Genomic DNA, 24,571 nt, shown 5'->3' with positions numbered 1-24,571 from the left:
ATCGTCCAGCCTGAGTCGGGGTTGGTACGGCGATTTTGGAGTGGCAAATGCTCGAACAGGCTCAGCGCGTCCTCAAGGATGTCTTCGGTTACGACAGTTTCCGCGGGCGCCAGGCTGCGATCATCGAATGTGTGGCAGGGGGCGGCGACGCCCTGGTGCTGATGCCCACCGGCGGCGGCAAGTCGCTGTGCTTCCAGGTACCGGGGTTGCTGCGCCCGGGCCTGACGGTGGTGGTGTCGCCGCTGATCGCGCTGATGGACGACCAGGTCGCCACCCTCGACGAGCTGGGCGTGGCCGCCGCCGCGCTGAACTCCACCCTCAGCGCCGAGCAGCAGCGCGACCTGGCCGGGCGCCTGCGCCGTGGCGAGGTGAAAATGCTCTACCTGGCGCCGGAGCGCCTGGTGCAGCCACGCATGCTGGAGTTCCTGCGTGGCCTCGACATCGCCCTGTTCGCCATCGACGAAGCCCATTGTGTTTCGCAATGGGGCCACGACTTCCGCCCGGAATACCTGCAATTGGGCCAGCTCGCCGAGCTGTTCCCCCACGTGCCGCGCATCGCCCTGACCGCCACCGCCGACATGCGTACCCGCGAGGAGATCGTCCAGCGCCTGCACCTGCAGGGCGCGGAGCGCTTCCTGTCGAGCTTCGACCGGCCGAACATCTTCTACCGCATCGTGCCCAAGGAGTCGCCGCGCAAGCAGTTGATGGCGTTCCTCGGCGAACGCCGCGGCAACGCCGGCATCGTCTACTGCCTGTCGCGCAAGAAGGTCGACGAGACCGCCGCCTTCCTTTGCGAGCAGGGCTTCCCGGCGCTGCCGTATCACGCGGGCCTGGCCGCCGAGACCCGCGCGGCCAACCAGCATCGCTTCCTCAACGAGGAAGGCTTGATCATGGTCGCCACCATCGCCTTCGGCATGGGCATCGACAAACCCAACGTGCGCTTTGTCGCCCACCTCGACCTGCCCAAGTCGCTCGAGGCCTACTACCAGGAAACCGGCCGTGCCGGCCGTGACGGCCTGCCGTCGGACGCCTGGATGGCTTACGGCCTGCAGGACATGGTGATGCTCAAGCAGATGCTGCAGAACTCCGAGGGTGACGAGCGCCACAAGCGCATCGAGCAGCACAAGCTCGACGCCATGCTGGCCCTGTGCGAGGAGACCCGCTGCCGTCGCCAGTCGCTGCTGGCCTACTTCGATGAAGTGCTGGAGCAGCCGTGCGGCCATTGCGACAACTGCGTCGACCAGGTACAGACCTGGGACGCCACCGAGCCTGCGCGCCAGGCCTTGTCGACCGTGTTCCGCACCGGCCAGCGCTATGGCGTGGGCCACCTGGTCGATGTGCTGCTGGGCAAGGACACCGAGAAGGTGCGCAATTTCGGTCACGAGAAGTTGTCGGTATTCGGTGTCGGCAAGCCGCTGGCCGAGGCGGAATGGCGTTCGCTGTTCCGCCAACTGGTGGCGCGCGGCCTGGTGGATATCGACCTGGAGGGCTACGGTGGCCTGCGCCTGTCCGACAGCTGCCGGCCGCTGCTGCGTGGCGAAGTGACGCTGCAGTTGCGCCGCGACCTCAAGCCGCAGACGGTGGCCAAGGCCTCCGGCGGCAGTGGCGGCAGCCCGGCCAGCCAGTTGGTGCGTGCCGAGGAGCGCGAGCTGTGGGAGGCGTTGCGCACCCTGCGGCGCAAGCTGGCCGAGGAACACAGCGTGCCGCCCTACGTCATCTTCCCCGACTCGACGCTGCTGGAAATGCTGCGCAGCATGCCCACCAGCCTCAGCGACATGGCCCAGGTCAGCGGCGTCGGCGCGCGCAAGCTGGAGCGTTACGGCCAGGCGTTTCTCGAAGTGCTCAATGGTAGCGGTGGCACGGAGGAGGCGCCCAAGGTGGTGCTGGACCTGCGCCACGAACTGGTCAGCCTGGCCCGTGCCGGCATGACCCCGGCCCAGATCGCCGGGCAGCTCAATTGCAGCGAGAAGAACGTCTACAGCCTGCTCGCCGAAGCCATCGGCCGTCAGGAGCTGGGCCTGGAACAGGCGCTGGACCTGCCGGAAGACCTGATGATGGAGGTGCAGGACGCCTTCCTCGATGGCGAGGGCGAACTGCCGCCGGTCTCCGCTGTGGCGCCATTGTTCGGCCCGCGGGTGCCGGAAGGTGTCTTGTATTGCGTCAGGGCGGCGCTGGCAGTGGAGTTCGGCCTCTGATAGCCGGCATTTGTGCCATTTGCTGACCTTTGTCATGCCCCGGCCGGATTATCCGACGTTTCCACTCGGCTGAATGTTGCCTGATCAGCCGGGGCATGATTAGCTGACTAATAATTAGTTCTATTCAATGAGTTGCTTATGCCCCTGACCGACAACCAACACCGCTTCGGCATGCAGCTGGCCCAGATGTCCCGGGGTTGGCGCGCCGAACTGGACCGCCGCCTGGCCGGGCTCAACCTCTCCCAGGCGCGTTGGCTGGTGCTGTTGCACCTGGCGCGTTTCGACGAGGCCCCCACCCAGCGTGAGCTGGCCCAGAGTGTCGGCGTCGAAGGCCCGACCCTGGCGCGCCTGCTCGACAGCCTGGAAGGCCAGGGCCTGGTGCGCCGCCAAGCGGTGATGGAAGACCGCCGTGCCAAGAAGATCCTGCTGTGCCCGCCGGCCAAGCCGCTGATCGACCAGATCGAGACCATCGCCAATGCCTTGCGCGCCGAGCTGTTCACCGGGGTCGACGAGGCTGACCTGGAAGTGTGCATGCGGGTGCATGCGAAGATCCTCGGTAACCTCGAGAAGTCCTGACCCTTGAGCCCATCGCGGGGCACGCCCACCTCAAGCCTTGCGCGGTCCCTGTAGGAGCGGCCTTGTGCCGCGAAAGGGCCGCAGAGCGGCCCCAGCGATCTTTGCTCAATACTGAAATCCTGGGGCCGCTACGCAGCCCTTTCGCGGCACAAGGCCGCTCCTACAGGGCGTGGTGTCATTCGAACACCTTGCAAGACAGCTGCTCCCACCTGTCGTGGGAGCGAGCTCGTCCGGCGATGAATTCAGAAGGTATGCCCCAGGTTCAGGTACACCGCCCGCTCATGGGCATTGTTGGCCCCATAGCTCAGGTTCAACGGCCCCAATGGTGTTTCCAGACCCAGGAAAACACTCGCCGCATTGATATAGCCGCTGTCGAATTCGTTATCGTTGTTCCACGCCCGTCCGCGTTCCAGTGACCCGCCGATATACAGCGGGAAGTCCAGTGGCAGGTAGGCGCGCGGCGTCAGGCGGCGGTAGTAGACCATGCGCAGCAGGCTCATGTTCTGCCCGGAGACCGAGTCCTGGCGAAAGCCCGACAGCTGCCGTGCCCCACCGAACACAAAGCTCGAGGTGACCACCTCGGCTTCATCCAGCGTGCGCCCGTACTTGCCGCCCAGCACCAGGGTGTTCGGCCCGCTGCTAAACGCCTTGTCCAGGTTGAACAACCATTGCCGGTAGCTCTGGTCCGAGTCCAGCGACTTGTCGTACTTGCGCACCGTCAGGCCAATGTCCTCGCCGCTGTGGGGGAAGTAGACGTTGTCGAAGGTGTCGAAAGAGTACTTGAGCTCGTAGAACCCCTCGTCGAAGCTGACCTTGGGCAAGTCCTGGTCGCCGATGCGCACGTCGGCCTCGCCCCAGGCCTTGCCCACGCCCAGGCGTACCTCGCCATAGGTGCCGATCTGCCGCCCGACATTGAGGCCGAATCCATAGCGCTCCAGGCGGTACTCGGCGACCGGGTCGTTGTCGAGGGTGGCCTCGACGTTCTGCGAGCCGAAGTCGAGGTAAGGCGCAATGAAGTAGCGCGAACCGACATCCAGCGGCTGATAGAACTCGGTGTACAACTCCTGCTGGTCTCCGATCTGGGCGCGGGTCAGCCACTCGGCGCCAAGGCGGTTGATACCGTTGACCCGGTAGCTGGCGCCCAGGTTGAAGGCGCTGTCGCCACGCAGGTCGTCGGACAGGTTCAGGCCCAGGCGCAGGTAGTCGGTACCGCCGCGTCGGCCACGGGCGTTGATCACCAGGGTGTTGTCGTCGCCCTTGTGCACCACGCGGTACTGCACCTGGTCGAAGTAGTCCAGCCCGTACAGGGTGCCCATGTCGGTCTGCAGGCGGTCGAGCTCCAGCGGCTCGCCGATAGGCTGGCGGATGTAGTAGCGGATCACGTCATCGCTGACCTTGGAATCGTTCTCCACCTTGATCGCAGTGATGACCGGGGTGCGCTGGCGGGGTGAACGGGCCACCGCCAGGTTGCTGTCGGCCTCGGGTTGGCGCAGTGAGGCCAGGCGCGGGGTGAGGGCTATCGTGGCGCGGTAGCCGGCATCGATCATGTCATGGGCACGGCCGAAATCGGTGACGCCGAAGCTCGCCAGTGACGGTTGCACCAGGATGTCTTCGCGGCGCAGGCTGGCCAGTTGTTCCTCGGAGTTGCGCCGGGTCATCAGGGTGATCGACTGGTTGAGCACATCGACCACCGTGGCCAGCTGCTTGCGGTTGCGCAGAGGGGTGCCGATATCGACGACGATGGCCAGGTCCACGCCCATTTCGCGCACCACGTCCAGTGGGATGTTGTCGGTCATGCCGCCATCTACCAGCAGACGCCCGTCGAGTTCCACCGGGGCGAACACCGCGGGGATCGACATGCTGGCGCGTATCACCCGCGGCAGGTGGCCACGGCGGAACACCACCTTCTCGCCGCTGGCGATGTCGGTGGCCACCGCGCGGAAGGGGATGGGCAGCTTGTCGAAGTCGCGGATGTCGGCCGTATGGGCCAGCTTGCTTTCCAGCAGCAGCGCCAGGTTCTGGCCCTGGATCACGCCCAGCGGCAGGCCCAGGCTGCCGTCGTCGCGAAAGCTCAGCTTCTGCTTCACGAGAAAGTCGCGGTCGTCCTGCTTGCGGCGAAAGGGCACGTCCTTGCGCGGTGGCGCGTCCGACAGTGCCTGTTGCCAGTCCAGGGTGGTCGCCAGCTTTTCCAGCTCCTCGACACTGTAGCCGGAGGCGTACAGCCCGCCGACCACCGCGCCCATGCTGGTACCGGCGATGGCATCGATGCGCACCCCTTGTTCTTCCAGGGCCTTGAGCACGCCGATGTGGGCGATGCCGCGGGCAGCGCCGCCAGACAGCACCAGGCCGATTTTCGGCCGGGCCGGTTCGGCGGCCAGCACGGTGAGGGAGGTGAGCGTCAGCAAAAGGCAGAACAGCAGGCGGCGCATCGTGAGTCTCAAACCAGGGGGTAAAGACCGCTAGTATAAGCGGCCCCCTCCCTGGAGATATGTCACATGGCTACTGCCAAGCCGGAAATTGTCATCACTTACTGCACCCAGTGCCAATGGCTGCTGCGTGCCGCCTGGCTGGCCCAGGAACTGCTCAGCACCTTCAGCGATGATCTCGGGCGGGTAGCGCTTGAGCCTGGTACCGGCGGGATCTTCCGCATCACCTGCGACGGCGTGCAGATCTGGGAACGCAAGGCCGATGGTGGTTTCCCCGAGGCCAAGGTGCTCAAGCAGCGGGTACGGGACCAGATCGACCCGCAACGCGACCTGGGCCATAACGATCGCTGATCAGGCGCCTTCGGTGAGCGGTCGCTGTTTCACCGGCTGTTCGGCACTCAGGCGGCTGGACAGCACGATGGCGAAGATGATCAGCGCGCCACCGGCGAGCATGCTCGGGGTTGGCGTCTCGGCGAACACCGCCCAGGCCACGGCGATGCCGTAGACCGGCTCCATGCCGAACACCACCGCTGCCGTGCGCGCCTTGATCACCGCCAGGCTGGCGACGAACAGGCTGTGGGCCACCCCCGTGCAGAAGATGCCCAGCAGGGCGATCCACAGCCAGTCCATGGGCGCCACGGCCGCAAGGCCAGGGGCGGCCACGGGCAGCAGGCACAGGGTCACCACCAGGTTCTGCCACAGCGCCGCCTGCACGGCGGGCAGGCGCCCGGAACCCGCCCGGTTGGTGAGTGACAGCAGCGAGAACAGCAGGCCCGAGAGCAATGCCCAGAGCAACCCGCCAGTGGCTTCGCTGGCCAGGTCGAACGCGGGCGTGACCAGCACCAGGCCAATGCTCACCAGCAGCACCAGCACCGCTTCGTTGCGACGGATGCGCTCGCGGAACAACAGGCCTTCGAGGATGACGGTGAAGGCCGGGAAGCTGGCGAAACCGAGCGTGGCGATGGCCACGCCGCCGACCTTGACCGCGATGAAGAAACTCACCCAGTGCCCCGCCAGCAGCATGCCGCCGAGCAGCAGGCGGCGCAGGTCGCGCGCCCTGAGCGGTTGCCAGGCCTGGCGGGCGAGGCCGGCGAACAGGCCCAGGGCGAGCACGGCGAAAGCGGCGCGACCGAAGACGATGATCGAGGGGCTGGCGCTGGCGGCCAGCTTGCCGAAGACGCCGGTCAGGCCGAAGAACAGCGCGCCGATGTGCAGGGCGCCGAGGGCGGTGCGGTGGTTCATGGTGGTCCTTTGGATTCGAGGTGACTTGCGAAGGCCCTTTCGCCGGCACGCCGGCTCCTACAGGTATGACGCCGGCCGGCGAAGATGTTGGCAGCAGTCTAAAAGGCGCAGTCAGCGCTGTCTGTCGCGCACCTCGCGTCAGTTGTCGCCAGACTCTCGCCGCAAGGCCAGCGGCGAGCTGCCGAAGGCACGCAGCATTGCCGCGCTGAACGCGCTCTGCGAGCCATACCCCACCCGCGCCGCGATCTCGCCCACCGGCAGCACCGTTTCGCACAGCAACCGTCGGGCCATGAGCAACCGCCGCTGGCGAATGTAGTCCATCGGGGTCATGCCGCACTCGCTGGCGAACCGCGCATGCAGCCGCGCGCTGGACAGCCCGGCCAGCCGTGCCAGGTCCGCAACCTGCAGCGGGTGGGCGGCATGGCGCTCGATATGCGCGTCGAAGGCGGCGTAGGGCAGGCGCTTGCTGGCGATCACTGGCGCACAGGCCTGCGGCGTCAAGCTGGCCAGCAGCAGGACGGCGCCCTGGCGAGCGATCAGTGGATCATCCACCGGGCTGCTCGCCAGCCAATCCACCAGTTGTTGCTGACGGTTGTCCAGGGTCAGGGCGCCGGGACGATCGAGCAGGCGGCGACTGTTGTCGGCGTGGCTGCCCAGGTGTTCACCGAGCCAGTGCTCATCCGGCACGTCCAGCACCAGGCAATGGCTGCCGCCGGGGCTGCCGCAGGCGTGATGCGCGCCGGCCGGTACCACCATCAGGTCCTGGCGCTCCAGCTGCGCGCCACGGCCCTGCACCTCGAAGTCCAGGCGCCCGGCCAGGCTGAACACCAACTGCGGGTGGTCGTGACTGTGGGCGATCAGGTCGTGGCGGTAATGGCGCAGCGAAAGCAGCGAGCCGGTGCTCATGGGGGATTTCCTCGAGGGCAGGTCGGCAGTGTACACCCAGTGCCAGGCCCCACGCAGGATGGTCATGGGACTGCCACCGGCCTGTCATGCGTGCCTGCCAGTCTCCAGCAAACAGTGCCGGAGCCTGCCCATGACCCATGCCGAACTCGCCCGCCCGTCACGCAAGCAGCGTGTGCGCACCCTGTGGATCTCCGATGTGCACCTGGGCACCCGGGATTGCCAGGCCGAGCACTTGTCGAGCTTCCTCAAGGGCTACCAGGCCGACCGCATCTATCTGGTCGGCGACATCATCGATGGCTGGAAGCTGCGCGGCGGCATCTACTGGCCGCAAGCCCACACCAACGTCATTCGCCGGCTGCTGACCATGAGCAAGCGCGGCACCGAGGTGATCTATGTCACCGGCAACCATGACGAGTTCCTGCGGCGCTACTCCAAGCTGATCCTCGGCAATATCCAGCTGGTGGACGAGGCCGAGCACCTGACCGCGGATGGCCGGCGCCTGCTGGTGGTGCATGGCGACCAGTTCGATGTGATCACCCGTTACCACCGCTGGTTGGCGTTCCTCGGTGACCGGGCCTATGAGTCCACTCTGGTGCTCAATCGCTGGCTCAATCATTGGCGGGCTCGCTACGGCTATGGCTACTGGTCGCTGTCGGCCTACCTCAAGCACAAGGTCAAGGGCGCGGTGAACTTCATCAGCGATTTCGAGGATGCGATTGCCCATGAGTGCACCCGGCGAGGCTTCCAGGGGGTGGTGTGCGGGCATATCCACCATGCCGAGATTCGCCGTGTGGGGGCGGTGGAGTATCTCAACTGCGGCGATTGGGTGGAGTCCTGCACGGCGTTGATCGAGCACTGGGACGGGCAGATCGAGCTGTATCGGTTTGCCGAGGCCCAGGCGCAGTTGGCGTCGCTGAGCGAGCCGGCCTGACCCTGCCGCTGTAGGAGCGGCTTCAGCCGCGATCACCCGCGAAGCGGGTGCCATGTGATGCCTCCATCGCGGCTAAAGCCGCTCCTACAGGGCGGCCTTGTAGACCGACTGCCGTGGCTGGGCGAACACCCGTTCCAGCATCGGTTCGAAGAACGCAAGCGGCAGGCTCTCGTAGTCCGGGTCGAATGCCGCCGCGTCATAGCGGGCACAGAATTCAATGGTCCGCTGGTACTGCGGGTGCTCGCTGAACTGCTCACGCAGATGCCGATCCATGCCCAGGTGATGGAAAAAGTAGTAGCCCTGGAAGATCCCGTGCTTCTCGACCATCCACAGGTTCTCGGCACTGACGAAGGGCTTGAGGATCGCCGCGGCGATGTCCGGATGGTTGTAGCTGCCCAGGGTGTCGCCGATGTCGTGGAGCAGGGCGCACACCACGTACTCCTCGTCGCGCCCGTCACGGTAGGCGCGGGTGGCGGTCTGCAGCGAGTGGCTCAGGCGATCGATGGGGAAGCCGCCGAAATCACCGTCCAGCAAACGCAAGTGGGCCAGGATGCGTTGCGGTAGCTGGCGGGAATAGGCGCGAAAGTCGTCGGCGATGATCGCCCAGTCCTGGGCCGTGCCGTCGCGCATGTGGTTGAAGCTCGCTTGTTTGTTCATTACCTGGGCGCCACTGCTGCCGAGTATGCCGCCAGTGTTGGCCAAGCCCCAGGCTTTGACAGTGGCCAGGCGGGACGCGAACCTGGCCCAGCGGGCCGATCAGAGGCTGATGCGCCCCAGCAGGATGTCGCGAAACATGGCGAAGTCGCCAACCAGGCTGTACCAGGGGTGGGTGAAGGTGGCCGGGCGGTTCTTCTCGAAGAAAAAGTGCCCGACCCAGGCAAAGCCGTAGCCGGCCAGCGGCACGGCCAGCAGCAACAGCCATTTGCCGCTGGCGAACGTGTAGGCGAGCAGGGCGATCACCAGGCTGGTACCGACGAAGTGCAGGCGGCGGCAGGCGGCGTTGCTGTGCTCACCGAGGTAGTAGGGGTAGAACTCGGCAAAACTGCGGAACTGCGCGGTGCGGGTCATGGCGGTGCTCCGGAAGTCGCGGGTGCCTACAGCATACACGGCGTGGAGCCTGAATCGAGTCTAGAGTCACTGATGGCCCCGGCCAGTGACAATGAGCGCCAATTGAGTATCCTTTCGGTTCACCGCAGGAGCGGTCAGCACAAGAAGCCTGTCATGAGTGAGAGAACCACGTCAGCCAGCTGGGCATCAGGGATCGTCAAGGCGCTCGAGCTCGAAGGGCTCGACTGCCGGGCCATGTTCAAGCAATTGGGGTTGGACTTCAGTGCGCTGGACGACCCGGATGCGCGTTTCCCCCAAGATGCCATGACGCGCCTGTGGCAGTTGGCGGTCGAGTTGTCCGGCAACGAGGCCATCGGCCTGAACATGGCCAGGGTGGTGCGGCCGGCCTCCTTTCATGTGGTGGGCTATGCACTCATGTCCAGCCGCACCCTGGCCGAAGGCTTCGAACGCCTGGTGCGGTATCAGCGGATCATCGCGGAAAGCTCCGACCTGAGTTTTCGCCTTGGCCCCGAAGGCTACGCCCTGGTGCTCACGGTACATGGCGATCACCTGCCACCAACCCGCCATAGCGCCGAAGCTTCACTGGCCTGTGCACTGTCGCTCAGTACTTGGTTGAGCGGCCGACCAATCCAGCCGCGGCGTGTATTGATCCAAGGTGCGCAACCGCACAATGTCGAACCGTACAGGGTGGCGTTCCATGCGCCGCTGGTATTCGGCGCGCCCCACGATGCGCTGGTGTTCGAGCGCGCCGACATGGAGGCGCCGCTGCCCACGGCCAACGAGGCGATGGCGGTGCTGCATGACCGGTTTGCCGGCGAGTACCTGGCGCGCTTCTCGGAGAGCCGCGTGACACATCGGGTGCGCCAGGTGTTGTGCCGTATCCTGCCCCAGGGCGAACCCAAGCGTGAAACCGTGGCGCAGGCGCTGCACCTGTCGCAGCGCACGTTGCAGCGTCGTCTGCAGGACGAGGGCACCAGTTTCCAGACCCTGCTGGACGACACCCGTCGGGAGCTGGCCGAGCAGTACCTCGCCCAGCCGGGCACGACCTTGCTGGAAACCGCCTACCTGTTGGGTTTCGCCGACCCGAGCAATTTCTACCGAGCGTTCCGCCGCTGGTTCGACGCCACCCCGAGCGAGTACCGCGCGCGCCTGGTGATCAGTGACGCCAGAACGCCGGCATGCACAACACCAGCACCGTGATGATCTCCAGGCGGCCGAGCAGCATGCCCGCGGAGAGGATCCACTTGGCGGCGTCCGGCAGGCTGGCGTAGTTGCCGGCCGGGCCGATCACCTCGCCCAGGCCAGGCCCCACGCCCGATACCGTGCCGGCGGCACCGGTCAGCGCGGTCATCCAGTCCACCCCCAGCAGCGACAACAGCAGGGCGATGATGCAGATGGTGATGGCGAAGAAGAACGAGAAGGTCAGGATCGAACGCACGATCTCTTCGTCGAGGCGGTGGCCGTTGTACTTCTGCTTGATCACCGCGCGCGGATGGATCAATTGGTTGAGGTTGGCCTTGAGCAGGATGTAGGCGACCTGGAAACGGAAGATCTTGATGCCGCCCGCCGTGGAGCCGGAGCAGCCGCCGACAAATCCGAGATAGAAGAACAGCATCAGCGAGAAGTTGCCCCACATGCTGTAGTCGCCCAGGGCAAAGCCGGTGGTGGTGACCACCGAGGTGACGTTCAGCGCCACGTGGCGCAGGGCGTCGAGCCAGTGCAGGTCGGTGGTGGCCCAGTACCAGGTGCCCAGTACCAGCCAGGTGGCCACCAGCATGGCGAGCAGGCCCTGAACCTGCTGGTCCTTGATCAGTGCCTTGCGGTGGCCGCGCAGGGTGGCCACGTACAGGGTGAACGGCAGGCTGCCCAGGATCATCACCACCACCGCGACCCAGTGCACTGCCGGGATATCCCACTTGGCCAGGGACTGGTCGGAAGTCGAGAAACCGCCAGTGGAGATCGCCGACATGGCATGGTTGATCGCGTCGAACGGGCTCATGCCCGCCCACCAGAAGGCCAGGCTGCCGAACACGGTGATGCCGACGTATACCCCCACGATCGACTTGGCGACCATGTGCGAGCGCGGCATGACCTTCTCCGAACGGTCGGAGGACTCGGTCTGGAACAGGCGCATGCCACCGATGCGCAGCAACGGCAGGATCGCCACCGCCATGCCGATGAAGCCGATGCCGCCCAGCCAGTGCAGCATCGAGCGCCACATCAGGATGCCGGGTGACATGGTGTCCAGGCCGCTGAGCACGGTGGCGCCGGTGGCGGTGATGCCGGACATGCTTTCGAAGAAGGCGTCGGTATAGCTGATGTGTTGCGTCAGCAGGAACGGCAGGGCGGCGAACACGCACACCACCAGCCAGCTGCTGACGGTCAGCAGGTACATGTCGCGGGGGCGCAGGTGCACATGCTCGGGGCGCCCGGGCATGACCAGGCCGAGCCCGGCGATGAAGGTGATCAGGCTCGACCAGAGGAACGACGGCATGTCGCCGGTGCGTTCGAAGATCACCAGGGTCGTCATGGGCACGACCATGCTCACCGCCAGGGTGATCAGGAAGATGCCGATGATGAAGCCAATGATCCTTAAGGTCGGCAATGCCATGTGATCTGCCCTGACTCGCAACGGAAAGGGCGCCATTCTACCTGCGGGGGAGGTGATGTAAACGCGTGATCGAGCCCGCTCCCACGATGACTGCGCAATAGTGCAGAATGGCCGCACTTTCAACTTGCCAGGAGGGTAGCCGATGGAGGCTCTCGACGCATTGCTCAACCGTGTTTCCGTGCCACGCCTGACCGACCCCGCGCCCAATGCAGCCCAGCGTGAGGCGCTGTTCCAGGCCGCGTTGCGCGCACCGGACCATGGCCAGCTGCGTCCCTGGCGCTTCCTGACCATCGAAGGCCAGGGCCGGGAGAAACTCGGCGAGCTGTTCGCCGAAGCGCTGCAGGCCAAGGGCGATGCCACCCCGGCCGCGCTGGACAAGGCCCGGGCGATGCCGCTGCGCGCGCCGTTGCTGATCGTGGTGGTCGCCCGGTTGCAGGAGCATTTCAAGGTGCCGAAGATCGAACAGCGCCTGGCCGCCGGCTGCGCTGCCCATGGCATTCTCATCGCTGCTCATGCCCAAGGCATCGGTGCGGTGTGGCGCACCGGCGACATGGCCTTCGATGCCCATGTGCACAAAGGGCTGGGGTTGGAGGCGAACGAGGAAGTGATCGGCTACCTGTATGTCGGTACGCCGATGGGTGAGCCGCGCACGGCGCCGATCCTGGAGACCGCCCAGTACGTCAGCGCCTGGGGCCAGTGAGGCAGCAGGGGCATCGCGGGTAAACGGCCTCACCGCAGGCCTGTAGGAGCCAGCCTTGCTGGCGATGCCCGGCATGGCCGGGCCAGGATCTTTCAACCCACGCTGACGTCACAGGGCAACTCCAGTGTTGCGGCAAACCCACCCTGCGGGTGGTTGCTCAACGTCAGCGTTCCACCATGTCGCTCCGCCGCCTTGCGTGCAATCGCCAGCCCCAACCCATGCCCTGGCGCATCCTGTCCCGGCGCGCGGAAGAACGGCTCCCCCAATTGCGCGAGGTGCTCCGCCGCCACCCCTGGCCCATGATCACGCACGCTCAACACGATCCGTTCCTGCTCGCGGTTCGCGCGAATCTCGATAGGCTGCCCTGCCGGATTGAACCGCAAGGCATTGCGCAACAGGTTATCCACCGCCCGCTCGATCAAGGTCGGCCATCCCTGCAGCACCAGGCCCGGCTGTGCCTCCAGCTTCACCTCCTGCTCTGGCGCGCTGAGCTGGGCGTCCTTGCGCACGCTGCCCAGCAGGGCGTTGAGGTCCACGCGTTCAGCGTGGGCCTGCTCGGCATCGACCCGGGCCAGCACGAGGATTTCGCTGATCAGGTCCTCCAGGCGATCGCATTCACGGGTCAGGCGTGGCCACAGAGCCTGGCGCTGCTCGGGTTCGGCGCGTTCGGCCAGGGCCAGGGCGATACGCAGGCGCGCCAGCGGTGAGCGCAACTCGTGGGAGACATCGCGCAACAGCTGGCGCTGGCTGCCGATCAGGCTCTGCAGGCGGGCGCCCATCTTGTTGAAGTCGTTGGCCAGCACGCCAAACTCGTCACGGCGCACGGCCAGGCGGGCCAGGCTGTTCTGTTGGTAGCTGGCCTGCCCTAGGTCGTGCACGGCGCCGCGCAAGCGGCTGAGCGGGCGGGTGATCGACAGGGTGACCAGCAGGCTGAACAGGGTCAGCACCACCAGGGCTATCCCCAGGGCGCTGAGTGGCCAGATCAGGCTCTCGCGATGCCAGGCGGCCAGTTCCGGATGGGGGATGCGGTAGATCAGCAGGTAGGTTTCGCCGCTGGTGGGGCTGGTGTATTCCTCGGTCAGGCGGCGCCAGGGCAGGCGGCGTTCGTCGTTGTGCTGGCGCGCCTCGAAGGCGGCGGCGCGGCGCGGGAAGGTGCCGGGCACCACGGCGTCTCCGCTGTCGTCGAGCACCTGGACGTCGATACGGTAACGTTGCTTGCGCCGTTCCAGGAAGCGCTGGGATGACTCCAGGCCTTCCTGTTCATAGTGCTGGGCCCAGTGGCTTGCCAGGTTGTTCAGGCCCGGGTGGCGGCTGAGGATCCAGGCATCCTGGTTGAGCATATGGCCGAGCAGGATCGACAGGCCGGCGACCAGGGTGATGGCCAGCCAGAAGCTGGCCAGGATGCGCCAGAACAGTGAACGCAAGACAAGCACCTCCATGAAGCGAGCAAAGCCCGGCCTGCACTGTTGCGGGCCGGGCTGCGGGTGGACAGCTTACTGGGCCTTGGTGGCTTTTTCAGCTTTCCAGGCCTGGAACTCCTGCCATTCGGCCTTGCGCGCGGCGCGTTCCTTCTGCAGTTCGTCGAACTTCTTCTGCTGGTCGGGTTTGAGCAAGGCGCGGATCTGGCCTTCGGTCTTGTCGTGGCTGGCCTTGATCTCGTCCTTCATGGCCTTCTGGTCGGCGGCGGGCAGCTTGTTCATGTAGCGCTCGGTGATGTCGCGGCGCTGTTGCATCTGCTCGCCCATCAGCTTGCCGATCTGCTGGCGTTGCTCGCGGCTCAGGTCCAGTTGGGCGAAAGGCGCGTCACCGCGATGATGCGGGCCGTCGTGACGCGGGCCGCCTTCAGGCATGGCCATGGCCACGGTCGGCAGGGCGGCGGCGAACATCAGGGCGATAAGGGTCTTGCGCATGGTGTCTCTCCTGTCAGGGGCCGGTGGTTACCGGATGAGCCCAGTCTAGGGAGATCAAGGTCAAGGGCGGTCAGGCGAGGGTAAAGGCTGGGTAAAGATGCGGGGCGGGTGTAGGAGCAGCTTTAGCCGCGATGCAGGCACCACGGTGTTAGCGGGTGATCGCGGCTGAAGCCGCTCCTACAGGGATCAGAGGCTGTAGTAGTAGCCGCGGCTGCGCAGGGCAACGATACGTGGACGGCCGTCGGGGTGCGGGCCGATCTTCTTGCGCAGGTTGCTGACGTGCATGTCCAGGCTGCGGTCGTAGAGGGTCAGCTTGCGGCCCAGGCCGATCTGCGCCAGCTCCTGCTTGTCCAGCGGCTCGCCGGGCTGGCGCAGCAGGGCTTCGAGAATGCGGCTCTCGGAGAGCGTGAGGGTCATCTCGCGGCCGTCGATGCTGACCACGCCGCGCACCGGGCTGAAGGCCAGGTCACCGACCTCGACCTGGCTGCTGGGGGCGCTGGGGTGGCTGCGGCGCAGTACCGCGCGCAGGCGTGCGGTGAGCTCGCGTGGGTCGCAGGGTTTGGCCAGGTAGTCGTCGGCGCCCAGTTCCAGGCCCAGGATGCGGTCCAGCGGCTCGCCGCGGGCCGAAAGCATCAGCACCGGCAAGTCGGTATGTTCGCTGCGCAGCTGCTTGAGCAGTTCCAGGCCGCTGCCATCAGGCAGCATGACATCCAGCACCACCGCCGCCGGGGCTTGGGTGGCCAGGGCCTGGCGCGCGCTCTGGCCATCGTGGCAGGCACGTACCGCAAACCCTTCCTGGGTCAGCCAGCTGCCGAGCAGCTCGCACAGTTCCTGGTCATCATCAATCAGTAACAGCTCGCTCATGTTTCACTCAATTCAACCATTGACGGCGTCTTCTGTGTCCGCCGCTGGCTAAGATACCGCAGACTGCCGACAACAGTGCAACGACCGAACCGACCAGGAACCATTGCTGCTGCTCGGTGAGCAGGCGCTGGGGCAGGTTGGCGCCGGCCTGCAGTTCCTTGATGGCCTGCTTCAGGCGCTGGTTGTCCTGGCGCAGGCGGGCCAGTTGGGCGCTTTCGCGCGTGCTGTCCTGGTTCTGCAACTGTTGGTTCAACGCATTGCGTTGCTGTTCGCTTTCTTCCAGGCGCTGCTGCAGCTCGGTGATCCGCGCCCCGGCTTCCAGCGACAGCGGCTGCTCGGCCACGGCGAGAGGGGACAGCAGTGACAGGCAAAGCAGCAGGGACATCGGACCTTGACGCATTGGAACTCCTGATTCGTATCGGTTCAGGAGGTTGTCGGCCGTAGGTCGGAAATTTTGAATAGGGCGCACTGCGTAAACCGTAGGAGCCAGCCTTGCTGGCGAACCGGGCACTGCGCTGGCTGGCACCGGCTACGCCGGTGTTCGCCGGCATAGCCGGCTCCTACGGCGCTGGCGCTTAAGGCAGGACTTGCTTGAACGGCTTGACCACGACCTTGTCGTAGACACCTGCGGCGATGTACGGGTCCTGGTCGGCCCAGGCCTGGGCGGCGGCCAGCGAGTCGAACTCGGCGACGATCAGGCTGCCGCTGAAGCCGGCAGCGCCCGGGTCGTTGCTGTCGATTGCCGGGTGTGGCCCAGCCAGCACCACACGGCCTTCGGCTTTGAGCTGTTGCAGGCGTTCAATGTGGGCGGGGCGGGCGGCCAGGCGTTTTTCCAGGGAGTTTTCGACGTCGCTGGCGATGATGGCGTAGAGCATGTCAGTCCTTGGTTTTGGAGGTGGATGGGTCGGTGTCGTGCAGGTGGCGCGACAGGTAGACACCCTGGGCCACCAGGAAGATCACGGTCATGCCCAGGCTGCCGAACACCTTGAAGTCGACCCAGAAGTCCTGGAAGGTGAAGGCGACGAACAGGTTGGCGGCGCCGCACACCAGGAAGAAGCCGATCCACGCCACGTTCAGGCGGTTCCAGACTGTTTCGGGAAGTGTCAGGGCGTGGCCCATGATGCGTTTGATCAGCACCCGGTCGCCGATGAAGTGGCTGCCGGTGAAGGCCAGGGCGAACAGCCAGTTGACCACCGGCGCCTTCCACTTGAGGAAGGTTTCGCTATGGAAGGCCAGCGTGAGGCCGCCGAACACCAGGCAGGCGACCAGGGTGAGCAACTGGCCCTTTTCCAGCTTGCCATGGCGCAGGAACAGCGCGCCGTAGACCACCACGGAGCTGACGATCAGCATGGCGGTGGCGCTGTAGATCCCGCCGAACTCGAAGCCGTGGCCGGCGAACTCGACCGGGCGCGGGTCCAGTTTGTAGACGATGAAGAACAGCAGCAGCGGGATGAAATCGATGAATTGTTTCACAGTGGCAGCCAGAAGCGGGATGTGACGGCATAATAACAAACATCGATTCCGGCGAAAGCGCTCCTCCATGAATGTTGATCTGCACTGTCACAGCACGGCCTCCGACGGCGCCCTGTCGCCCACGGCGCTGGTCGCCCGGGCCCACGAGCATGGGGTGCGGACACTCTCGCTCACCGACCACGACACCCTCGAAGGCCTGCCCGAGGCGCGCCAGGCGTGCGCCGAGCAAGGCATGCAGTGGGTCAGCGGTGTCGAGCTGTCATGCACCTGGGGCGGCGCGACCATTCATGTGCTGGGCTATGATTTCCCGTTGGATGCGCCACCCTTGCTCGAAGCCATCGACAACCTGCACCGTGGCCGCTGGCTGCGCGCCGAGGAGATTGATCGCAAGCTGGCAGCCAAGGGCATGCCTGGCGCGCTTGACGGCGCGCGGGCCGTGCAGCAGGAGCTGGGCGACAGCGGCAACGCCCCGGCGCGCCCGCATTTCGCCGAGTTCATGGTGCGTGCCGGCTTCGTCAAGGACCGTGGCGAGGCCTTCCGCAAGTGGCTGGGCGCCGGCAAGCTGGGCGACGTCAAGCTGCATTGGCCGACGCTGGAGGAAACCGTCGCCACGCTGCGCCAGTCCAATGCCTGGGTGAGCCTGGCCCATCCCATGCACTACGAACTGACACGCAGCAAGCGCAGACGGCTGATTGCCGACTATATTCAGGCAGGCGGGCAGGCACTGGAAGTGGTCAATGGGATGATGCCGCCCGAGCAGGTGGGGACGATGTCCATCCTCACCCGTGAGTTCGGCCTGCTGGCGAGTGCCGGCAGCGATTTCCACGGCCCTGGCACCTGGGGCGAGATCGGTGCCTACCGGCCCTTGCCCGAGGACCTGCCACCCCTGTGGCGCCGATTCCGACATGAACAGCCTATGGCGGTATGAACAGGACGACTTCGTGAGCCAATTTTTCCAGATTCATGCGGAAAACCCGCAGGCGCGCCTGATCAAGCAGGCGGTCGAGATCATCCGCAAGGGTGGGGTGGTGGTCTACCCGACCGACTCGGCCTATGCGATGGGCTGCCAGATCGGCGACAAGGGTGCCATCGAGCAGGTACGTCGCCTGCGCCAGCTGGACAAGAACCACAATTTCACCCTGCTGTGCTGCGACCTGTCCCAGATGGGCACCTTTGCCAAGATCGACACGGCGACGTTCCGCTTGCTCAAGGCCCATATCCCAGGTCCCTACACCTTCATCCTCAACGCCACCCGTGAAGTGCCGCGTCTGCTGTTGCACGACAAGCGCCGCACCATCGGCCTGCGCGTGCCGTCCAACCCCATCGTCCTGGCCCTGCTTGAGGGGCTCGGCGAACCGCTGATGAGTGTCAGCCTCATCCTGCCGGGCGACGATGAGCCAATGACCGATCCTTACGAGATCCGCCAGCGCCTGGAACACCACGTCGACTTGATCATTGATGGAGGTTTCGGTGACCTTAAGGCTTCCACCGTGGTCGACCTGACCGGTGATGAGCCGGAAGTGGTACGTGTAGGGTGTGGTGACCCGGAACCCTTCCAGGTCGAAGCGTGAACCAGGTGGAAGCGCCCGAGGCGCCGGCCATCGAGGCTGAAGCGCCGTTCCAGTTGCAACTGGCCCTGGTCTACGGCGAAGCCCTGACCGAGATGCCGGTCGACCTGTACATCCCGCCGGACGCCCTGGAAGTCTTCCTCGAAGCCTTCGAAGGCCCGCTGGACCTGCTGCTGTACCTGATCCGCAAGCAGAACGTCGACATCCTCGACATCCCGGTGGCGGAAATCACCCGGCAGTACATGAGCTATGTCGAGCTGATGAAAAACGTGCGCCTGGAACTGGCCGCCGAGTACCTGGTGATGGCTGCCATGCTCGCCGAGATCAAGTCGCGCATGCTGCTGCCTCGCTCCAGCGAGGTGGAGGAAGAGGAGGGCGATCCGCGCGCTGAGCTGATCCGCCGCCTGCAGGAATACGAACGCTTCAAGGCTGCCGCCGAAGGCATCGACGAGTTGCCGCGGGTCGGCCGCGAGGTGGTGGTTCCGCGCCTGGAGGCCCCTCAGGCCAAGGTGCGCAAGCTGCTGCCCGAGGTCGCCCTGGAGGAGATCCTGCTGTCCATGGCCGAGGTCATGCGCCGCAACGACCTGTTCGAAAGCCACCAGATCACCCGCGAGACCCTGTCTACCCGCGAGCGCATGAGCGAAGTGCTCGAGCGTCTCAAGGGCGGCGCCTTCGTGCCGTTCGTCGAGCTGTTCACCCGCGAGGAGGGCAAGCTCGGCGTGGTGGTCACCTTCATGGCGATTCTCGAGCTGGTGAAGGAATCCTTGATCGAACTGGTGCAGAATGAGCCTTTCGCCCCGATCCACGTCCGTGCCCGGGCAGAGTAACCTGACGACTACCGATGAACCTGAATGAACCCCGCGAACTGGCGTCGCTGATCGAGGCCTTCCTGCTCGCCTCGGGCAAGCCACAATCCCTCGAGCGCCTGTACGAGCTGTTCGAGGAGGCTGAGCGCCCGGCGCCGGCTGTCTTCAAGAAGGCCCTGGAGGTGTTGGGCAAATCGTGCAATGGCCGCGCCTTCGAGCTCAAGGAGGTGGCCAGCGGCTATCGCCTGCAGATTCGTGAGGATTACGCCCCCTGGGTTGGCCGCTTGTGGGAGGAGCGCCCGCAGCGTTATTCCCGCGCGCTGCTCGAAACCATGGCCCTGATCGCCTACCGCCAGCCCATCACCCGTGGCGAGATCGAGGACGTGCGGGGCGTGGCGGTGAACAGCAACATCATCAAGACCCTCATGGAGCGCGAGTGGATCCGCATCGTCGGCTATCGTGAGGTGCCGGGGCGCCCGGCGATGTTCGCCACCACCAAGGCGTTCCTGGATCACTTCAACCTCAAGAGTCTCGACGAGCTGCCGGCGTTGGCCGAACTGCGCGAGTTGGAGCCCGAGCCGGTGCTCGACCCGGACGAGGCGCCGGTGCCGGCGCACCTGCAGGCCCTGGCCGATGCCAGCCTGGGCGAGGAAGGTGAAACCGTAGAGCCGAAGGAAGAGACCAGTTTCCGTTCGCTGTTGGTAGAGCTGGACGCGATGGAAGAGGGGCTCAAGACAGATTTCGATGATTTGCGGGACGAGATGTCGGAAGAGGCGGATGAGTCTGAGGGCGAGGTCAAGGATTGAGCCCCGTGTTGCCAGGGCTGACGCGTTCGCCGGCAAGCCGGCTCCTACGGGGGCGGTGAACGCCTTTGGGCGGAAACCCACAAGTCATCCGGAAAAACCTTCTACCCTCCAGTGCGTTCCCCCGCCGAACCGCGTATGATGCGCGCCCGCTTTCACTACTACACCGGGAGGTGCCCAGATGAGTGACAAAGACCTGCAAGACCAACAACCCACCCCGCCGTCCGGCGAAAAACTGCAGAAAGTGCTGGCCCGCATCGGTGTCGGCTCGCGTCGTGACGTCGAGGCCTGGATCAGCCAGGGCCGCATCAAGGTCAACGGCGTTGAAGCCACCCTTGGCCTGCGCGTCGACCTGCACGACGCCATCACCGTCGACGGCAAGCTGATCAAGCGTGTCGAGGCCGCCGAAGCGACCCGCCGCGTGATCATGTACAACAAGCCCGACGGCGAGATCTGCACCCGTGACGACCCGGAAGGCCGCCCGACCGTGTTCGACCGCCTGCCGCGCCCGAAAGAGGGCCGCTGGATCAACATCGGCCGCCTGGACATCAACACCACCGGCCTGCTGCTGTTCACCACCGACGGTGAGCTGGCCAACCGCCTGATGCACCCGTCCTACGAAATGGATCGCGAGTACGCCGTGCGCGTGCGCGGTGAGGTCGACGACGACATGGTCGATCGCCTCAAGGCCGGCGTGATGCTCGAAGACGGCCCGGCCAAGTTCACCGATATCCAGAAGGCACCGGGTGGTGAAGGTTTCAACCACTGGTACCACTGCGTGGTGATGGAAGGCCGCAACCGCGAAGTGCGTCGCCTGTGGGAATCCCAGGGCGTGGTGGTCAGCCGCCTGAAACGCGTGCGTTTCGGCCCGGTGTTCCTCAACTCCGACCTGCCGATGGGCCGCTGGCGCGAAATGAGCCAGGGCGAGATCGACATCCTGGCCGCCGAAGTCGGCCTGCAGCCAATCGCGCTGCCGGAGATGAAGCTCAAGGCCAAGGACAAGCTCGAGCGCCTGCAACGCAAGTCGACCCGTCCGCTGGGGCGTGGTGAGCGTGTGCGCACCCTGCGTCCCGCCCAGGAAGGCCAGGGCGAGCGCCCGGCACGTCCCGCGCGTGAGGAAGCGCCGCGCAAGAGCAGCCGTGGCAGCACGGTGGCCGAGCGCCCGAGCGAGATGCGCAAGCGTCCGGCCCGCCCTGAGGGCGACAAGCCTGCCGGCCGTGGTCGTGGCAAGCCACGTGGCTGATTCCGCCTGGTAACGAAAGAGCCAGCCTTCGCGCTGGCTTTTTTGTGCCTGTTGAAACCGCTTCGCCTGTAGGAGCCGGTTTGCCGGTGAAGGCCGCAGAGCGGCCCAAGTTCCTGAATGCACTAAAAATTTCCTGGCGAGTGGAAAGTTTTCAAACCAGTGCGTAAAGAAATTTATACAAAAATGGCCGCATAACCCAGCCGGCCCGATTATTTCCGCTCTGCGTAACAAAAATTTTCCACGATCCTCGCCGCAGAGCCTCCCGCGCTCCATTCGCCCCCTTCCAAATCCCCCGCCCAACCGCTGAGATAGCGCCATTGCCGTGTGCAAAGCCAGGCAGGACCGCCAGGCACCAAAACAACAAAACGGAGGCGCCATGTACGCCGATCACTCCGCCTTTTCAGGCCTTCACCCCAGGACCGGTGCGTTTTTTCATCAGGAAACGACGCAACGCGTTGACGCCTGCGCGTTTGCAGGGGTATACAATGCGCCGCGTTTTACCTGTGACTCCCTTGCGTACCGCGCACTCTTGCTGACACCCGGTTGATCCGCGCTTTAGCGATCGACCTGTCCAAGAAACCAAGGTAACCACCTTGCCCATTCCGCTGCGCCACGAGTGCGGTGGGTCCGATTCCGTCACAGATAAAAACAAGCAGGTGACTTCGTTCATGAGTGGACATAACTCACAGTCCGGCGAACTCAAGCGTGGCTTGAAGAACCGCCATATCCAACTGATCGCCCTGGGCGGCGCCATTGGCACCGGATTGTTCCTGGGCTCGGCCGGCGTGATGAAGTCCGCCGGCCCGTCGATGATCCTCGGCTACGCCATCTGCGGCTTCATTGCCTTCATGATCATGCGCCAGCTCGGCGAGATGATCGTCGAGGAGCCGGTGGCCGGCTCCTTCAGCCACTTCGCACACAAGTACTGGGGCGGTTTCGCCGGCTTCCTGTCGGGCTGGAACTGCTGGGTGCTGTACATCCTGGTGGGCATGTCGGAGCTGTCGGCGGTCGGCAAGTACGTCCACTACTGGTGGCCGGAGATCCCGACCTGGGTGACCGCGGCAGCGTTCTTCCTGCTGATCAACGCCATCAACCTGATGAACGTGAAGATCTTCGGCGAGGCCGAGTTCTGGTTCGCGATCATCAAGGTCGCCGCCATCGTCGGCATGATCGGCCTGGGCGCCTACCTGCTGACCAGTGGCAATGGTGGCCCCGAAGCCTCGGTGACCAACCTGTGGGCCCATGGTGGCTTCTTCCCGCATGGAGTGAGTGGGCTGGTCATGGCCTTGGCCTTCATCATGTTCTCCTTCGGTGGCCTGGAAATGCTCGGTTTCACCGCCGCCGAGGCCGACAAGCCGAAGACCGTGATCCCCAAGGCGATCAACCAGGTCATCTACCGCATCCTGATCTTCTATGTGGGCGCCCTGGTGGTGCTGCTGTCGCTGACCCCTTGGGACAGCCTGGTGGCCAGCATCGATGCTTCCGGTGGCAGCTATGGCAGCAGCCCGTTCGTCCAGGTGTTCTCGCTGCTGGGTAGCGACGTGGCCGCGCACCTGCTGAACTTCGTGGTCCTGACCGCGGCGCTGTCGGTGTACAACAGCGGCACCTACTGCAACGCCCGCATGCTGCTGGGCATGGCTGAACAGGGTGATGCCCCGGCAGCCCTGGCCAAGGTCGACCGTCGTGGCGTGCCGGTGCGGTCGATCCTGGTGTCAGCGGCGGTGACGCTGATCGCGGTGCTGCTCAACTACCTGATGCCGCAGAATGCCCTGGAGCTGCTGATGTCGCTGGTGGTGGCGACCCTGGTGATCAACTGGGCGATGATCAGCTACTCGCACCTGAAGTTCCGCCAGCACCTCGACCGCACTGGCCAGAAGCCGCTGTTCAAGGCGCTGTGGTACCCGTATGGCAACTACCTGGTGCTGGCGTTTGTGGTGCTGATTCTGGGCATCATGCTGCTGATTCCTGGCATCCAGGTATCGGTGTACGCGATGCCGGTATGGCTGGTGGTGATGTATGTGTTCTACGTGCTCAAGAGCAAGCGTGGGGCGCAGGCCAACGGTGCTGCGGGTAGCGTGGCCAAGTAAGCGCTGAGGTGCTTCGAGAAAACCCGATGCCGGGCGACTGGTGTCGGGTTTTTTGTTGCCTGTGGCGGCCTTTTCGCCAGCAAGGCTGGCTCCTACGGGTGTTGTGTGCACTTGTAGGAGCCAGCCTTGCTGGCGAATGGTCAGATCTGCTGGAGCAGCCAGCCGCGAAACGCCCGCAACGAAGGTAGTGCTTCGTTTCTCGGTGGATAGATCAGGTAGTAACTGCGCTGGCTGGCAAACGGCGCCCCCGGGCTGAACAGCTCGCCACTGGCCAGTTCGTCTTCTACCAGGATTCGCGGCACCAGCCCGATGCCGATCCCCGCGCGCACCGCCTGGATCAGGTGCGAGGTCAGCTCGAAGCTCGGCCCCAGGCGCATCGAGCGATGGGGCAGGGCGTGATGGGAAAACCATTCGCCCCAGGCGTGCGGGTTGTTGGCGACATTGAGCAGTACCTCTTCACTGATTCGCGCCGGGCTCCAGCATTGCCCATCGCGCGCGCTGTCCGGCGGCAGGATCACCACCAATTCTTCGGCGTGCAGGCGATGGCAGATCAGCCCGGGCAGGTCATGGGTGGCCACGCCGATGGCCGCGTCGATCTCGCTGGTGTCGAAATTGATTGCTTCGATACGTGAATGAATGTGCACCAGCATCCCCGGATGGGCGCTGTAGAAGGCATGCAGGCGTGGCAGCAGCCATTTCGAGCCGAAGGTCGGCAGGGTCGCCAGGCGCAGGGTGCCGACGCCGGACTGATAGGCCAGGGCCTGGAGGGTGGCACTGCGGATGCGCCCCAGCGCCTCACTCAGTTCGCGCTGGTACAGGCGGCCGACATCGGTCAGTTGCACCTGGCGCCCTTCGCGGCGGAACAGCGTGAGCCCCAGCTGTTGCTCCAACGCCTGTACCTGGCGGCTTACCGCGCTCTGGGTCAGCGACAGTTCGGCGGCGGCGCGGGTATAGCTTTCATGCCGGGCAGCGGCCTCGAAGGCCAGCAGCAGCGACATCGAAGGGGTGAGGTGGCGGTAATTCATTCATAAAGCTCATCGATAGCGGCAGGAATATCCGTTTGCCCCTGGCGCGAAACTACAGGAACATTGGCGCATTCGAAATCCTCCCATGATTCATTCATGCCGGAGTGACAAGATTTCCGTGAATTAGCCGATATCAA

At 65.0% G+C, this 24,571-nt stretch carries 25 protein-coding genes; 12 read left to right on the top strand and 13 right to left on the bottom strand.

Going from position 1 to position 24,571, the window contains the following annotated elements:
• Positions 1–47: 47 nt before the first annotated feature.
• Together recQ and P5705_RS03620 are read left to right on the top strand one after the other, a co-directional pair.
• Complete coding sequence (gene recQ, locus P5705_RS03625; RefSeq protein WP_277459598.1) at positions 48–2,195, top strand: DNA helicase RecQ; 2,148 nt, start codon at positions 48–50, stop codon at positions 2,193–2,195.
• 138 nt (positions 2,196–2,333) lie between these two features.
• Positions 2,334–2,771 (top strand): MarR family transcriptional regulator, encoded by a 438-nt coding sequence (locus P5705_RS03620; protein WP_213657807.1) that lies wholly within the window; start codon positions 2,334–2,336, stop codon positions 2,769–2,771.
• Between the two features lie 242 nt (positions 2,772–3,013).
• Here P5705_RS03620 and P5705_RS03615 read toward each other — a convergent pair whose 3' ends face one another.
• Positions 3,014–5,200, bottom strand: coding sequence for a patatin-like phospholipase family protein (locus tag P5705_RS03615; protein ID WP_277459597.1), 2,187 nt, complete (start codon positions 5,198–5,200; stop codon positions 3,014–3,016).
• A gap of 66 nt (positions 5,201–5,266) precedes the next feature.
• Between P5705_RS03615 and P5705_RS03610 the strand changes: the two genes are divergently transcribed.
• Positions 5,267–5,548 carry a SelT/SelW/SelH family protein gene (locus P5705_RS03610; protein ID WP_011535001.1) on the top strand — a complete coding sequence of 94 codons (282 nt, stop codon included), beginning with the start codon at positions 5,267–5,269 and terminating at the stop codon, positions 5,546–5,548.
• Here P5705_RS03610 and P5705_RS03605 read toward each other — a convergent pair whose 3' ends face one another.
• Together P5705_RS03605 and P5705_RS03600 are read right to left on the bottom strand one after the other, a co-directional pair.
• Entirely contained in the window at positions 5,549–6,439 is an 891-nt protein-coding gene (locus P5705_RS03605) for a DMT family transporter (protein ID WP_277459596.1), read from the bottom strand.
• 138 nt (positions 6,440–6,577) lie between these two features.
• Positions 6,578–7,345, bottom strand: coding sequence for an AraC family transcriptional regulator (locus P5705_RS03600; protein WP_277459639.1), 768 nt, complete (start codon positions 7,343–7,345; stop codon positions 6,578–6,580).
• A 130-nt stretch (positions 7,346–7,475) separates the two neighbouring features.
• On the opposite strand from P5705_RS03600, the gene P5705_RS03595 reads away from it, so the two are divergent.
• Complete coding sequence (locus tag P5705_RS03595; RefSeq protein ID WP_277459595.1) at positions 7,476–8,276, top strand: UDP-2,3-diacylglucosamine diphosphatase; 801 nt, start codon at positions 7,476–7,478, stop codon at positions 8,274–8,276.
• Between the two features lie 84 nt (positions 8,277–8,360).
• Here P5705_RS03595 and P5705_RS03590 read toward each other — a convergent pair whose 3' ends face one another.
• On the bottom strand, positions 8,361–8,933 hold the full coding sequence (locus tag P5705_RS03590; protein WP_277459594.1) for an HD domain-containing protein: 573 nt from the start codon (positions 8,931–8,933) through the stop codon (positions 8,361–8,363).
• Positions 8,934–9,032: 99 nt separating this feature from the next.
• A complete protein-coding gene (locus tag P5705_RS03585) occupies positions 9,033–9,344 on the bottom strand; it encodes a DUF962 domain-containing protein (RefSeq protein ID WP_277459593.1) in 312 nt (103 codons plus the stop codon).
• Positions 9,345–9,497: 153 nt separating this feature from the next.
• On the opposite strand from P5705_RS03585, the gene P5705_RS03580 reads away from it, so the two are divergent.
• Positions 9,498–10,544: an AraC family transcriptional regulator gene (locus P5705_RS03580; protein ID WP_277459592.1), complete on the top strand. Its 1,047-nt coding sequence runs from the start codon at positions 9,498–9,500 to the stop codon at positions 10,542–10,544.
• Here P5705_RS03580 and P5705_RS03575 read toward each other — a convergent pair.
• Complete coding sequence (locus tag P5705_RS03575) at positions 10,501–11,955, bottom strand: TrkH family potassium uptake protein (RefSeq protein ID WP_277459591.1); 1,455 nt, start codon at positions 11,953–11,955, stop codon at positions 10,501–10,503. The two genes, P5705_RS03580 and P5705_RS03575, sit on opposite strands and share 44 nt — an antisense overlap.
• Positions 11,956–12,097: 142 nt before the next feature.
• Between P5705_RS03575 and P5705_RS03570 the strand changes: the two genes are divergently transcribed.
• Positions 12,098–12,655 (top strand): nitroreductase family protein, encoded by a 558-nt coding sequence (locus tag P5705_RS03570; protein WP_277459590.1) that lies wholly within the window; start codon positions 12,098–12,100, stop codon positions 12,653–12,655.
• A gap of 92 nt (positions 12,656–12,747) precedes the next feature.
• Here the strand turns inward: P5705_RS03570 and P5705_RS03565 are convergent, their stop codons facing one another.
• From P5705_RS03565 to P5705_RS03540, 6 genes are all read right to left on the bottom strand, one after another.
• Entirely contained in the window at positions 12,748–14,094 is a 1,347-nt protein-coding gene (locus tag P5705_RS03565) for a sensor histidine kinase (RefSeq protein ID WP_277459589.1), read from the bottom strand.
• Positions 14,095–14,148: 54 nt separating this feature from the next.
• Positions 14,149–14,565, bottom strand: a complete 417-nt coding sequence (locus P5705_RS03560) for a Spy/CpxP family protein refolding chaperone (protein WP_277459588.1) — start codon at positions 14,563–14,565, stop codon at positions 14,149–14,151.
• A 186-nt stretch (positions 14,566–14,751) separates the two neighbouring features.
• The gene (locus tag P5705_RS03555; protein WP_011534990.1) at positions 14,752–15,429 is read right to left on the bottom strand and encodes a response regulator transcription factor; all 678 of its coding nucleotides are present in this window, start codon (positions 15,427–15,429) and stop codon (positions 14,752–14,754) included.
• A gap of 7 nt (positions 15,430–15,436) precedes the next feature.
• Positions 15,437–15,829, bottom strand: a complete 393-nt coding sequence (locus P5705_RS03550) for a translation initiation factor 2 (RefSeq protein ID WP_277459587.1) — start codon at positions 15,827–15,829, stop codon at positions 15,437–15,439.
• Between the two features lie 175 nt (positions 15,830–16,004).
• The gene (locus P5705_RS03545) at positions 16,005–16,304 is read right to left on the bottom strand and encodes a YciI family protein (RefSeq protein ID WP_011534988.1); all 300 of its coding nucleotides are present in this window, start codon (positions 16,302–16,304) and stop codon (positions 16,005–16,007) included.
• 1 nt (position 16,305) lies between these two features.
• Positions 16,306–16,902, bottom strand: a complete 597-nt coding sequence (locus tag P5705_RS03540) for a septation protein A (protein ID WP_277459586.1) — start codon at positions 16,900–16,902, stop codon at positions 16,306–16,308.
• Between the two features lie 67 nt (positions 16,903–16,969).
• Between P5705_RS03540 and P5705_RS03535 the strand changes: the two genes are divergently transcribed.
• The 6 genes from P5705_RS03535 to P5705_RS03510 all read left to right on the top strand — a co-directional run bounded on the left by P5705_RS03535 (position 16,970) and on the right by P5705_RS03510 (position 23,409).
• Positions 16,970–17,830 (top strand): PHP domain-containing protein, encoded by an 861-nt coding sequence (locus P5705_RS03535; protein ID WP_240064351.1) that lies wholly within the window; start codon positions 16,970–16,972, stop codon positions 17,828–17,830.
• A 13-nt stretch (positions 17,831–17,843) separates the two neighbouring features.
• Positions 17,844–18,473 carry an L-threonylcarbamoyladenylate synthase gene (locus P5705_RS03530; protein WP_277459585.1) on the top strand — a complete coding sequence of 210 codons (630 nt, stop codon included), beginning with the start codon at positions 17,844–17,846 and terminating at the stop codon, positions 18,471–18,473.
• A 125-nt stretch (positions 18,474–18,598) separates the two neighbouring features.
• On the top strand, positions 18,599–19,297 hold the full coding sequence (locus P5705_RS03525; protein WP_277459638.1) for a segregation and condensation protein A: 699 nt from the start codon (positions 18,599–18,601) through the stop codon (positions 19,295–19,297).
• A gap of 14 nt (positions 19,298–19,311) precedes the next feature.
• Positions 19,312–20,082: an SMC-Scp complex subunit ScpB gene (gene scpB, locus P5705_RS03520; RefSeq protein ID WP_277459584.1), complete on the top strand. Its 771-nt coding sequence runs from the start codon at positions 19,312–19,314 to the stop codon at positions 20,080–20,082.
• A 178-nt stretch (positions 20,083–20,260) separates the two neighbouring features.
• The gene (rluB, locus tag P5705_RS03515; RefSeq protein WP_277459583.1) at positions 20,261–21,322 is read left to right on the top strand and encodes a 23S rRNA pseudouridine(2605) synthase RluB; all 1,062 of its coding nucleotides are present in this window, start codon (positions 20,261–20,263) and stop codon (positions 21,320–21,322) included.
• A 668-nt stretch (positions 21,323–21,990) separates the two neighbouring features.
• On the top strand, positions 21,991–23,409 hold the full coding sequence (locus tag P5705_RS03510; protein WP_277459582.1) for an amino acid permease: 1,419 nt from the start codon (positions 21,991–21,993) through the stop codon (positions 23,407–23,409).
• A gap of 140 nt (positions 23,410–23,549) precedes the next feature.
• Here the strand turns inward: P5705_RS03510 and P5705_RS03505 are convergent, their stop codons facing one another.
• On the bottom strand, positions 23,550–24,434 hold the full coding sequence (locus P5705_RS03505; RefSeq protein WP_277459581.1) for a LysR substrate-binding domain-containing protein: 885 nt from the start codon (positions 24,432–24,434) through the stop codon (positions 23,550–23,552).
• Positions 24,435–24,571 lie beyond the last annotated feature (137 nt).

The organism is Pseudomonas entomophila, assembly GCF_029478665.1.
GTDB lineage: Bacteria > Pseudomonadota > Gammaproteobacteria > Pseudomonadales > Pseudomonadaceae > Aquipseudomonas > Aquipseudomonas entomophila_F.
Note: the sequence above shows the minus strand (reverse complement) of the source record. Positions and strands in the feature narration are given on the sequence as shown.